The 13,775-nt window shown below is 40.4% G+C and carries 9 protein-coding genes; all 9 read left to right on the top strand.

Features of this window, described 5'->3' with window-relative positions; translation table 11 throughout:
• The first annotated feature begins 5 nt into the window (after positions 1-5).
• Complete coding sequence (locus WBG21_RS07405) at positions 6-1,268, top strand: hypothetical protein (RefSeq protein ID WP_340076408.1); 1,263 nt, start codon at positions 6-8, stop codon at positions 1,266-1,268.
• Positions 1,269-1,347: 79 nt separating this feature from the next.
• On the top strand, positions 1,348-1,881 hold the full coding sequence (locus WBG21_RS07400) for an OmpH/Skp family outer membrane protein (RefSeq protein ID WP_340076406.1): 534 nt from the start codon (positions 1,348-1,350) through the stop codon (positions 1,879-1,881).
• 13 nt (positions 1,882-1,894) lie between these two features.
• Positions 1,895-2,050, top strand: a complete 156-nt coding sequence (locus tag WBG21_RS11245) for a four helix bundle protein (RefSeq protein ID WP_413789397.1) — start codon at positions 1,895-1,897, stop codon at positions 2,048-2,050.
• Positions 2,050-2,760 carry a hypothetical protein gene (locus tag WBG21_RS07395; protein ID WP_340076404.1) on the top strand — a complete coding sequence of 237 codons (711 nt, stop codon included), beginning with the start codon at positions 2,050-2,052 and terminating at the stop codon, positions 2,758-2,760. The genes WBG21_RS11245 and WBG21_RS07395 overlap by 1 nt, the downstream gene beginning before the upstream one ends.
• A 104-nt stretch (positions 2,761-2,864) precedes the next feature.
• Positions 2,865-8,513, top strand: coding sequence for an RHS repeat domain-containing protein (locus WBG21_RS07390; RefSeq protein WP_340076402.1), 5,649 nt, complete (start codon positions 2,865-2,867; stop codon positions 8,511-8,513).
• A 30-nt stretch (positions 8,514-8,543) separates the two neighbouring features.
• Positions 8,544-12,407, top strand: coding sequence for an RHS repeat domain-containing protein (locus tag WBG21_RS07385; RefSeq protein ID WP_340076400.1), 3,864 nt, complete (start codon positions 8,544-8,546; stop codon positions 12,405-12,407).
• 7 nt (positions 12,408-12,414) lie between these two features.
• Positions 12,415-12,966 (top strand): hypothetical protein, encoded by a 552-nt coding sequence (locus tag WBG21_RS07380; protein WP_340076397.1) that lies wholly within the window; start codon positions 12,415-12,417, stop codon positions 12,964-12,966.
• Positions 12,967-13,009: 43 nt separating this feature from the next.
• Positions 13,010-13,360 (top strand): hypothetical protein, encoded by a 351-nt coding sequence (locus tag WBG21_RS07375; protein ID WP_340076395.1) that lies wholly within the window; start codon positions 13,010-13,012, stop codon positions 13,358-13,360.
• 165 nt (positions 13,361-13,525) lie between these two features.
• Positions 13,526-13,775, top strand: a 250-nt coding sequence (locus WBG21_RS07370; RefSeq protein ID WP_340076393.1) for a hypothetical protein, incomplete at its 3' end; no start/stop codon positions are given.

Genomic DNA, 13,775 nt, shown 5'->3' with positions numbered 1-13,775 from the left:
TAATTATGAAAGTATACAATTTTTCAAAGAAGCTATTTGCCATGATAATGATGGTTCCATGTGTAATTTTAGCTCAGGAAATATTTTCTATTGATTTTTTGAATACAGAAAAAGGGAGTCACACAGCAGTAGATGGATTACTTTATTACGATCTTAACTTTTATCCTGATTACCCTGAAGTAACTGGAAATGATGGCGGTGGATTGAGTATATATAGCTCGGAAGATGGCTGGGGTGCAGTTATTGCAACTAATAACATGCAATGGATAACACCTACATTTGATGGCGGTATTTTTAATGGAGATGTAGGTATCGGCACCACTACACCATCATCAAAACTTCAAATAAAAGATGGTTCAAATATGAAAATTTCTATAGGAGCTATAAATACTTCGGCGAACCCTAGCTCCAGTAAGGAGCCTGCTATACTTTTGAACAGATGGTCCGGTTCAGGAACTTCATACATAACGAATGGACTAGAAATACTAAAAAATAGTACAGAAAATAATTATGGGTTGGCGTTTACCAGAACGCCACTACATTCCGAAAATGACTATTCCACTACGAAAGTAAGTATGTTTATCAATAATAGTGACGGCAATGTAGGGATTGGAAATACGTCACCTTCAGAGAAACTGGATGTATCATTAGGAAATATAATTTTAGATAATAACTATTCCTTAAAGTTCAGAAACAATCAAGGAGTGTTTGATGGAGCAGAAATTGTAAGGTTTACAGGAAATGCTATGAGATTCCGATATATAGGGAATGCTTTAAATTTTGATGCTCTTGATAATCAACCGATCCTAATAAAAAATCAAAATGATGAGGTGAAAATAAGGTTACATCCAAATGGGAATTCTTATTTTAATTATGGCAATGTAGGTATCGGTACAACTGTTCCTGATGCCAAACTCACGGTAAAAGGTGTAATCCATTCTGAAGAGGTATTAATAGATTTATCTGTTCCCGGTCCCGATTACGTGTTTCATGAGGATTATAAGCTACGCTCCTTAGAAGAACTACAAAACTATATTAAAGAAAATAAGCATTTACCCAACATCCCTTCTGCTAAAAATATGGAAGCCAATGGTATTGAACTCGGGGTTATGAACATGAAACTGCTCGAAAAAATAGAGGAACTAACACTATATACCATTCAACAGGAAAAAGAATTGGAGAAACAGAAGAACAGAAATCAAGAGCTTGAAGCGCGATTGGCCAGACTGGAAAAGTTCCTGCTTACTAATTCCCAATCCAATGATTAAAACGTTTAACTGAAAAAAACTGTCCCCTGAGCGCAATCGAAGGGGCAACAAATTAAACTACATACTAACAACTATAAAAATGAATAAAATAACATTGCCCCTTGCCCTTGTTGCTTTTATAATAAGCATTACCTCTTTTTTTTACTTTCAATCACAGTCGGAACTCGTCTACGTAGATGTCAATAAATTGCTCGATGGATATACCCGTACCAAAATAGAACGTGAAGCATTCAATAAAAAAGCATCCGCCCTTAAAGCCAACGTAGACAGCTTATTGGTCGACTGGCAAAACGAATTAAAAATATACGAGAGAGAACGAAGTTCCATGACCAAAAAAGAGTTGGAATTAAAGCAAGAGCTTTTAAGCAACAAACAACAACAACTCAATAATTATCAGCAGGCTATACAACGTCAGATCCAAGAAGAAGACCAAAAAGTAACCCAAACCGTCATTAATGACATTAACGATTATGTAAAAGAATATGGGAAGAACAAAGGCTACCGAATTGTATTTGGTGCCAGTGGTAGTGGAAATATAATGTATGCAGACGAGGCTTCTAATCTTACTCAAGAAATATTAGAGGGGCTCAATAAACAATACGAAGGAAAGTAAATGATTAACAGAGATGGAATGCTTGGAGTTGGGAGTTTTGGCAGAAGTAATAACATGCCTGCATAAATCGCACCGAAGAAACTATATTTTAAAAAAAGAATTCGACGGTTTTTATAATGACTGCTACCAATTAATGAATATGATGACCGCGTTTAAAAAGAAAATATGATGAAACAGCTATTAAATATGGTAAAAAAAGCACGTGGCATATCCTTCAAACTTCCTGCTTCCTGCTTCTGCCACCGGACTTCCAGTCCCCAACTCCTAACTTCCATCTTCCCGCTTCCGACTTCCATCTTTCTAATCGTTTTAGCCCTTTCCGGTTGCACCTCAAAAACTTTCGATACCGAAGAAGCTCTTTGGGTACACCTCAAAGAAGAAAAAAACGGGTACATACATCAAAAACTAGTAAATGGCATAACCTATAACATTATTTATCGCCCTACTGATTTGCTTGTCAAACAAGAATTACCCAAAAATGCTACGCAGCATACCATTGATAGCCTCCGCAACAAATATGGGCAATACCTGTATTTCAACCTTTCCATGGCTGCAAACAACAGGGAATTGTTAAGCAATGTGGCCGGTAATAAAAACCAGTTCGGAGCTATGGTCAATCAGCTTGCTTTTGGAATGGGGGACAAAGTACACCTCTATACCTCAAAAAAAGACACCATCCCACTGTTGGATTACATATATCCACGAATGTACGGGATGAGCAATAGCACTACCATGATGCTTGTCTATCCTAGAGATGAAAAAATAACAAACGAAAAATACATAAACATAAGTATTGAAGATATAGGGCTATTTACTGGCGAAGTTACCTTTAAAATATTGGTAGCCCCTTTAAAAAATGAACCAAAATTAAAATTTTAAATAAAACTGCCCTGAGCGTAGTCGAAGGGCTTTATTATTAACAGTTAATAACTATGACAAAAACCAAACCCCACCACAGAATCAAGGTTATTTTAATTTTTTGCTTGAGTTTACTAGTCCAAAATGGAATAAAAGCTCAAGGTCCTAATGCAGCCGAAGCAGCCGGTTTTGAGCCGGTAGATGCTACGGATATGGTTAATCTGTCATCAGGAGATTTATCTTACGTATTACCTTTAATGGAAATCCCAAGCCCTGAAGGGGGATTCCCTGTAAATTTATCATATCATGCCGGTATTACATCTGACATAAATGCCTCATGGGTCGGTTTAGGTTGGTATTTAAATCCGGGAGCCATAAACAGGAACCTTAATGCAATTCCGGATGATTGGAATGGAGGGAAGAGTATTAATTTCATTTCATTCAGTAAGTCAGAAACCTTTTTCAGTATCAGTGCAGATGTTGGTTTTCCGGCAGGGGCATCTGTAGGCGTAGGTTTAAACTGGGGAGGCAACAGAGGTTTGTCAGGTACCGTGAGCGGTAGTTTTGCTTTTGCTTCAGCTGCTATTTCTACGACAGGTAATGTTACTGTGGGTGTTGGCGCAGGAAGTGCCATAGGAGGTCAGAATAGCCCCTTAGGAGTTGGTGGAGGGATATCTTATTCCACACAAAACCAGTGGAGTGTTTCAGGAGGGCCAAGAATCGTAAGTGAAGAATGGACAAGCAAAGGAGGGTATAAAAACCAGGCATTTGTCGGTGTCAATTTCTCTTCCAATGGAGGATTTTCAATAAATTCAGGAGTAAATATTAGTGGCAATGGTACAACCAGCGGAAATACCGGTGGAGGAACCGGCTTAAACACCAGTAGTTTTTCCTCAGGCGATTATAGTATTAATCAGCAGAGTACAAATATTGCCTTGCCATTGCACATTATCGGTATTCCACTTACATTAGGATTTGGCCGTTCAAAAGTTACCTATAAACTCAGAAAAGGATATAACCACAGGGAATGGGGTGCTTTGTATGCTTCCAATTATTTTGAAGCAACAAATGCTGGTACCAATCCCGTAGGATTTGCCAATACCGAGTTCTCCGATTATCAAAACCGTACCTATTCTATGGATATATACCACCAAACCCTTCCCCAACCGGAAGAAGAATTTGTTGCAGACCAAGAATCAGAAAATGAAAAAATAAACTTCACTTTCATGGGGTATGATGACTTCAACGTAAGCGCTCAAGGCGTAACGGGAAGCATCAAGCCTAGAATTTTTCAAAATATAACCCTATTTGGGAAAGGTGACAACTCTCAAAGCGATGTAGATGGAAGAAAAATACATACCTTTTACCATCATGGCACAAACAACAATGCCAATGTGGCCACTCGTCAGTTTGGTCAAGGAGCAAATGATCTTTATTTCTATTTTGATGGGCAATTTACCAGTAGCGAACTTGTAACTCCTAGTAACATCATTAATTCAACCGGCAGTAGGATAGATTTTTTCTTGTCAGGGGGAGGACATGCCTCTAACTATGTAAACGCACATGGGAGGGCACGTACCCCATCTTTTATTGAAGTGTACACCAATAGTCAGATTGCTAGTGGTTATGCAAGGAGTCAGGGATTAATTACCCCTCAAAACATTCCCGATATTGATAGGGGCAATATCTCAAAATTTGACCCGGATGGCATCGGAGGCTATAAAATTACAGCTCCCGACGGGAAAACCTACCATTTTTCACTTCCGGTTTATCATTATGAGTATGTGTACAGGACCTTATTGAATGAAAAAGAACAAAATGATGGCAATGCAAGGCATGTAAATGAAAAAAGGCAATACAGCAAGTATGCGACCCATTGGCTTTTGACCGGGATCACAGGACCAGATTATTTAGACAATGGGGATAATTACCTAAGCGAAGGTGATGAAGGCTATTGGGTAGAATTGGAATATGGCAAGTGGTCAGATGGTTTTGTATGGCGGACACCCTATGAGCAAGGCATACAGGATTACAATACGAATATTGAAAATGAAATATTGGACGATGATTGGGGATACTATACTTTTGGCAGAAAACAACTTTATTACCTGGATAAGGTAAAAACCCGTACCCATACCGCCTTTTTTGTAAAAGACATCCGATACGATGCCGTTGGTCAAAATCTACAATATAGATTCGACAACTACAATGACCGTACTATTTTTGGTAATCCGGATGGCAACATAAATACAATGAGCCCCACAGGCGCCAATGCAGGCTTCAACCAAACTGTTCCTATTGATGTACTTGAATCGCAAGTAAATTATGCCCGTGAATACTCCCTAAAGCTCGATAAAATTGTACTCGTAAAGAATGAAGATGCTGCTACTATTTCCAAGGTTAAAAGCAATACTACGCTAGGAAGTTACATAAGTGGTTATACTCCTGATACAAACCACCAACCCCTGTGGCGGTCAGTAGATTTTATCAGTGTTTACGGTTCCAACTATAGTTACGGGATCCATCAGGAAGACAATGTTATTGACATCAATGACATTCCACAATCCTTTATAAGTGAAAAAGCACTCAGAGTAGTACAGCTGAACCATAGTTACACCTTGGCCAAAAGTTCCCCTTCTTCACCTCCCGAAATAGTCAATAGAAACCCTAATCGTGGGAAACTCACCTTAGATCAGGTGTTGTTCCTTGGCAAAGGAGGGCAACAATACATGCCCCCTATGAAATATGGTTACTATATGGAAGGCTTAATAAATATTTCCAAAAGCAGTATAGGGCAAGGGCTTTCAGATATTGAATTCCGTAAACAGTACAATGCCCTAAGAAAAGAAAAGCTGGATGACTGGGGCTATTTAGAAGGCGTGTATAATGGCGAAGACAAAATAAAAGCCTGGAGCTTAAAAGAAATTACCATGCCCACCGGGGCTAAAATACAACTAGATTATGAACAAGACACGTACTGGACCGAAGCTTTTGGTAGGCGGTTTTGGGAAGATGGTTTAGAAGCAAAATTCACTTTAGAGAATGGAATAAAATATATTTATTTTAGGCAAGATCCAAATGTGATAACAAATGAAACCATCAATTTTACGCAATACTTTGACTCAAATGAAAATATATTTTTAGATACACAATATTTCAGAAACCCAAGTTGTGGTAGTTGTGGACATAGAGTTGCTGATTTTGCGGGTTCATTTGAAATTGTTTCATTATCCAATTTATTGATAAAGATTAAACTTCCTAATGATACGAATACCACATATAGAAACGGAAATACTTGTGGTCAATATCCATGGAGTTATTCTCGTCATTATTCTGGTACATCCAGTACTGCAAGCGTTGTTGATCGGTTTGTAAATTTTAGAGCCCCTTTTGGAGGAGATGGTTGTGGTTGGTTAAGTGATGGAAATAAACGCTTTAAGTATAGATTATTAGCAAACAGAGTCCCCGAAGACGAAACCGGTGGCGGGTTACGGGTCAGCCGGCTTACCACCATCTCTGATGAAGGCACGTATATAACCGACTATGATTATACCTACCCACAGGGTCATGGATTACAGGGCAATACCTCCGGTATCACTTCCTACGCGCCCGTAAATGGGCTAAAATTTATCCCTTATCAATCGGAATTGCCCCCTCCCGGAGTAATGTATGAATATGTGACCGTATCACAAAAAGATGTCAATAACAACACACAAGCGGCCTCAAGGTATCGGTTCAATGTCCTCCGCCCTGTGTTTAATATTTTTGACCCGGAGATCAGCATGGAGGCTATGGATCCCAACAATACTTCAGAAGACAACATCTTCTGGGCAAGCGTTCAAGAAGTGCTGGACGGGAATAATACCAAAAAAGTAGCCGGAAAAAAGATAGACCTCTACGTTAATACTGCCATGATAGGTCAGCTAAAATCAATAGAACAGCTCAATGGCCTTGGCCATGTCATTTCAAAAACAGAAAACCAATACATTAACGGGAGGAACCTGGTCAATAAAGAAGGGAAAGGATATGTAAAAGAATCGTTCAATGCCATGAAAACTGTTTTCCGTACCAATGACAACGGTACTACGATATATACTAATGAAACCAAAAGGCTGTTGAGTGTTTCCTCCAGGACCGAATACAACAACATGCTCGGTACCGTAACCAATTACTCGCCCGTAGGTGAACAGACCCTTGTTTACACAAATATAGACCCTTATCTTGGCTCCTTTACCGAGACCCGGAGCGAACTTAGTGACGGCACGCAGTTAAAAACGGTAAAAGTACCCGCCTACACAAACTATACCGGTATGGGGGCCAAAACAGACAACCGCTTGCTCGCCAACATGCTTACCCAGGAAGCCATGAATGTTACCTCTGTATTTACAGCAGGGCAATGGAAAACCATCGATGCCAATGTCACTACCTGGAAAGAAAACTGGCCTGACGGGGCGGCAAACAAGCTCCCAACAGACAATATATGGCGAAAACACCAAACCTTTGTGTGGAAAGATGTGGTAGATGCCGAAGGTACTTACGGAATAGAATTGGACCCTAGTTACTTTGACTGGAGCTACGGAGCCGTACAAACTAATTCACAATGGTTAAAAACTACCGAAATTACCCGCTACAACCGTTGGTCATCACCATTAGAGATCATGGATGTAAACAATAACTATGTTGCTACCAAAATGGCAGATAACGAAAGTAAGGTACTGGTAACCGGCAATGCCCGGTACTCGGAAATTTACTACTCAGGGGCTGAATATGGAGCCGTAAAAGCCAATACCTTCCCCGGCGGTGTATTGGGGGCAAATCTCCGTACCAGGGAAGAAGCCCATACCGGTCAATATTCGGTAAAAACTACTGGTTTAGGACAAAAAGCTTTTGAAATAAACGGAACAGTAAGCGATATCGTTTCGGGGACCGGAGCCGGCGATTTCCGCCCGGGGACCTATAAAGTATCCGTTTGGTCAAAAAAGGTTGACTTTGGCGATACGGGCAACACCACCCTTTTCTTAAATGGGGCCCGGTACAATGCCAGTGAAAAAGTAACTGCCGGCTGTTGGGAACAGTATAATTTTTATGTGCCACTGCAAAACAATACCACGGTCAACCTTTATGTGACCGATGAAATCGTAGCCAACCGTTATTTTGATGATTTTACCATGCACCCTGTCTATGCCAGTATTAACAGTTATGTGTACGACAACGCTACTGACGAGCTCAAATATATTTTAGATGCCAACAACCTGGCTACCGGATTTGTCTATGACGCGGCAGGCCGGCTGTGCAAAACCTATAACGAAGCCATTGACCAAGCAGGTGAAACAGGAGGCTTTAAGCTTACCAACCAGTACACCTATAAATACAAAGACGGGGCAGTTGCCGGTTGTGAGGAGACTATAGACAACTGTATCCCGCCAAACATTTGCGATTCTGCCATTCAAAGTATCTATTTGGAAGTGACAAATTACAATCCTGATACTTTTGATCTAGAACGGCATTGGGCTAATGTATACGATAATACTTCCGGAACTAATGTCGACATTTCGTTAAGTGAATATATCATCGAATGGAGCTACTGGAATTACAATACTAGCACATGGAGTCCCTATGAAGGAGGCGGAACCTCATTTTTTGTATCGGAGGCAACCAATGGATTTTCCGGACCCTCTTTCGAGTGTCCACTAATACGTTGCCGGGTTACCAAGATTACTGCCAATTGCAGTATAGAAAAGACAGAAGTCGACAGATGTAATACAATATTTTAATTTTTTATGTAGACTGATAAATACAACATTATGAAAAGACTTTTTTTTATTATCATATTCATAAACTCTTTAGTAAACGCCCAAGAACCTGCCCCTGTTCCTGCCGACAATAAAAACTGGATAAGTGGCATCCGTTATGATTTGCAGGGCACTACCGTTTTTAAAAACGTCAATTACTTTAACCTGTTGGGAAAGCCCGTCCAAACACAAAACTGGGACGTGCTTACCGGGAAACGGTGGATTAGTGAAACCTATTACGATTACCACGGCAGGAACGCACTGCAAACCTTTGGCACCCCCATTGGCGGAAGTTTGTTTGCTTATGAAGACAATTTTGTACTGAAAGCCACCAATAATGAGCCCTATTCTGTGGCCGATTACGATACCAACGCCACCAATGTATTGCTGAACACCATTGACAACCCAAAAAAAGTGGCCCCCATACAAGGCACATTGGGTTGGTATTACAGCAACAACAATACCGATGAACCTTTTCAGGACATGACCGATTATCCGTTCTCAAGAATCGTGTACAGTACCCTCACCCCCGGTACTATCCTAAAAGCTATTGGCGGGAATAAGGTAAACACCGGAACAGAAGAACTATGGCCACAATCGTATTCCTTTACCATGCCTGCGGCACAAGAACTGGCACAAGCAGGTGCCTTTAACGATCCCGGCTATAGCAATGTTTCCCGAAAAGTATTAAAAACTGTCTCCCGCGACCCGCACGGTATTGAAACCGTCACCTTTTCCGATAGCGACGGGAACATCCTCGCCACTGCACGTAGTGGCAATGAAGAAAACCCTTTGTTGCCCAAACGTCTTATGACGCTCAGCATAGGAAAACAAGGCTACGTAGATATCCATCTTCCTACCGGTTGTAGCGGAATTACAATAACAAACCCTTATCCGGATTTTGTGCTTACCTCAATGTATGACCTTACTACCGAGAAGAGTGTTTTTGAATCACCCGCCTCATTGCCCCCCGGGTTGTACCGTATCAAAGTTACACTACCTGTAGATTATGACATTTACAATCCCATAACCCTTAGCTATCAGGAAAATTATTACGATTATGCCCTAAATTACTACGACAAAGCCGGCCGGCTTATAGACACCAGGCAACCCCTGAACCACCTTAGCACCACCTTTGCCTACAACTCATTGGGACAGCTACAGCAAACCACTAGCCCCGACGAAGGTACTGCCAGGTTTAAATACCGGAAAGATGGGCAGATACGCTACTCCCAAAACAGCAAACAAGCCATTACGGGCGAGTTCTCCTACACCAATTACGATGCATTGGGAAGGCCCACAGAAAGTGGCGTGGTTTTCGGAATGGATTTTACTACTGCTGACCCCGATGCACCCCTCACTTCTGCCAATACCACCGAACAACAAGTAACTTTGTACGACATCCCGGACCAGGCAACTTTAGACGATAAGTTAACCACGGCAGGAATCGCTTCTTTCTTATACAAACAGCGATATGTGGCCGGCAATGTGTCCAAAACCTATAACGAGGACACTACCAGTTGGTACAGCTACGATATTTATGGCAGATTGGTATGGTTGGTACAAGATATCTCTGGTCTGGGCATAAAAACCATCGATTATGAATACGACTTTGCAAAAGGGAACATCAGTAAAGCCATCTACCAAAAACACATCCCTGCCGAAACATTTATCCATAAATATACGTACGATTTGGCTTCTCAACTGATTAAAGTGGAGACCTCTACGGATGACCTTAACTACACCACCCATGCCGATTACGAATATTACGAAACTGGTGCCCTAAAACGCGTTAACCTGGCACAGGGCCTACAGGGCATAGATTATGTGTACAACCTTGCAGGACAACTGAAAAACATTAACCACCCCAGCCTAAGCCCCACCAAAGACCCCGGTGGCGATGCCAACGACCTTTTTGGGATGGCCATTGACTACCATAGTGCCGATTACCTGCGCAACAACAACAAAATAGAAACCACCACCTATGGTACCGACCGTTTTGACGGCAACATCAAAGGCTTACGGTGGAACAATGGGTTTCAGCCCCTGGCCGGTGCCGAGAACATTTATAGCTACAGCTACAACCGCAATAACTGGCTCACCGGCGCACAGTTTGGCCAGTACAGCACGCCAACCGGTATTATTGCCGAAAAAGACGTGACCGCTACTACTGTTGTAACCAGTGGCAACACCCTCAACCTGCAGGCCACCAACAGCATTCGCCTGCTGCCCGGGTTTCATGGGCAAGGGGGCAGTACGGTAACTGCTAAAATTGTAGATGTGGGCGGTCTTGAAGAAAACACCAATGGCGATTACAACGTAACCGGCATTACCTACGATGCCAATGGCAACATACAGACCCTAAACCGCAACAAAAACACCGAAAGCAACACCAATGCCATGGATGCTTTTACGTATCATTATACTTTAGGGACTAACCAACTAGATCATGTAGAAGATGCTGTAACAACACCTACCGCAGCAGATGATTTGCAAACACAACCAATAAATAACTATATTTACAATAGTATTGGACAGCTCATAAAAGATGAAAACGAATTTCTTACATATACGTATAATGCTTCTGGTTTGGTAACAAAAGTGAGTAAAAATTGTGGTGGAATTACACCTTGTTTTAATAGCAGTGTCTCTTTTTTTTATAATGACCGTGGCCAACGTATAAAAAAAGAGCAACGACAAACGACAGGAGTGGGTGCAGTAGGCACAAACACCTATTATGTAAGAGATGTTGCAGGGAATGTAATGGCTATCTATACAGAAGATGCCTTGTCTCCATCGCCTTTAGGGCCTACCCTTGTAGAACAGCCCATTTATGGCAACAATCGTTTAGGTATTTACTTTAGGCAGAGTGGCAGTAGTGTGTACCAACTCACCGACCATTTAGGGAATGTACGGGCGGTGGTTAGCAGTGGCGGATTGACCAATGCCACGGATTATTACCCAGGCGGGATGCCCATGCCAAACCGCCAACTTACCGATGGCACCTATAGATATGGCTACCAGGGAGACTTTGCAGAAACCGACCCTGAGACAGGGAAACCGGCCTTTGAACTTAGGCTCTATGACCCGAGGATTAACAGGTGGCTCACTACCGACCCGGCAGGGCAGTACCATAGCCCCTACCTCTCCATGGGGAACAATTGGGTGAACAGGATTGACCCCGATGGGGGAATGGATTGCCCGGACCCTCCGTGTAATAATATTGCTGCTGTACAATTAAATGAAGTAACGGTTACTGCAAGAGGGCAAGGCTTTTTTGCCAGACTATGGGGAGGATTTAAAAGCATATTCGGATTTGGAGGGCAAGAGGTAACAGAATTGCATGAACTTGGGTTTCATGATGAAGCAGAAAGATTGAATCGGATTAATAATGAGAATCTAAATCGTATCAGAAATATCCCTGATAATTTTGTTGCTGATGTGAGAAATACGATTGCTGATGCTGCATATAATGCTGCTCCAGATGGATTAGAATTAATAGCTCAAGTTACAGTTCCATATACTGGAATCCCTGGGGTTCCGTCTGGCACATTTGGGGGGTCATATGTAGGCGATTCATATGGAAATTGGAGCAAAACAGTTAACGGTGGAGCTGCTCTGTCTACTAGTAATTCACTTTCGATCTCTTTAAGTATAAATTATCATTATTCCCGTAAGCATAATAGTCTTTTAACATTAGATGATTATAACGGGTGGAGTACAACAAATACTCTCGACATAACAACACCTTGGAGAGTAAATTTGAATGGATCTTTTATTGAGAGTGAAGTTTCGAGAGGTTTTGGATTAGGCTTATCAAATTTTGGAAGTCCGAGTTATACTATAAACAGAACTTATACAAGAGTATTTCAATAGCACTTAGATGAAAAGTATTTACTTTGAGTTTTTCTTTGAAAAATTAATTTATCTATTAATCCTAATTAGTTCTGTTTCTTTTTTCTTAAAGAAGAAAGAAATTTTTGTTAGATTAGTTTCAGGGATTTTAATCGTTACATCTATATTTTTTATTTTTAATTCTCTTTTTAAGAAATATACCTTAAATGAAGCACTACAAATTATCAATGATGTAACTGAACTTGATAATATGTTTATCTCAGATATTAGATTGACAAGAAATCCAAGTGTTGAATATAAAACTTTGAATAAAAATATTCTTATTAAGGATAGTATTGAAACAGGAAAAATAATTGATTTATTGGTATATAATAAATCAACCTTAATAAATCATCCTAATATAATTAAGGAGTATAATCTATTAATACAAAGTGAAAAAGGACTAATAACATATAGAATTTGTGAGACTTCTAATAAGGGAATACTTTTTAAATTATTAAGTAAAGATAGATTTATTATAGGTTACTATAAAAACAACTATCTTGGAAACTATTTGAAAGAGCTTTATGAAAAAAAGTAAAAATAGTTATATCCTTTCTATCCTTTTAATAGTTACAATCAGTATGATTGCCATTATTCAAAATATTAATAGAGATGAGTTTGATTTGCTCTCGCTTATTATATCAGTTATAGGATTGGTTACAGTTGTGTTTTTCGTAAAAGGTCAATTTAAATATCCTTTTCTAATAAACTTATGGTTAGTTCCACAAATGTTAACTATTTATGTAAGAAGTGGTAAGTATGAACTTCCTAACAAAATATATGATACTACTCAAGCTATTAGTCTTAGGTTCGAGTTAGGCCTCACTTATGGAGATAAAGCATACATTTTTGGGGTTAATTTTATAGCTATAATTTTATATTTTCTCTGGCATATTTTTGTAAAGTCTCGAAAAGACAATAACCCAAACTAAGATATATTACTATTAAGAGTGGTAATGATTCAAATTAGGGCATGGTTGCCATTGGGGTTATGAGTAATTGAGAACAATACCCCAGTGGATTGGTTCCGAGGTACAAAAAAATAATGTACCTTTGATACGGTTGTATTATAGGGCCGAGCGTAAAGAAAATACCCTGTGGGTGTTTTTAGCGAAGGAGCCGGCAGGCGCAGGGAAGGCCACCGGGTAAAGAAAGAGATTTATAATACAAGTGGTTCTTTGACACGAACAGACTATTATGTGCGGGACGTGGCCGAGGGCGGAGCGTATAAAAAATGTCTGGTAGACATTTTTAGCGAACGCGCCAGACTGCCGCATTGGATGTTGGCCATCTATAACAACAGTACCCTTACCGAACATGCCATTTATGGCAGTGGGAGGTTGGGTA

The organism is Leptobacterium meishanense, assembly GCF_037645805.1.
In the GTDB taxonomy this organism is placed as follows: Bacteria; Bacteroidota; Bacteroidia; order Flavobacteriales; family Flavobacteriaceae; genus Leptobacterium_A; species Leptobacterium_A meishanense.
This window is presented reverse-complemented; position numbering and strand designations above follow the sequence as displayed.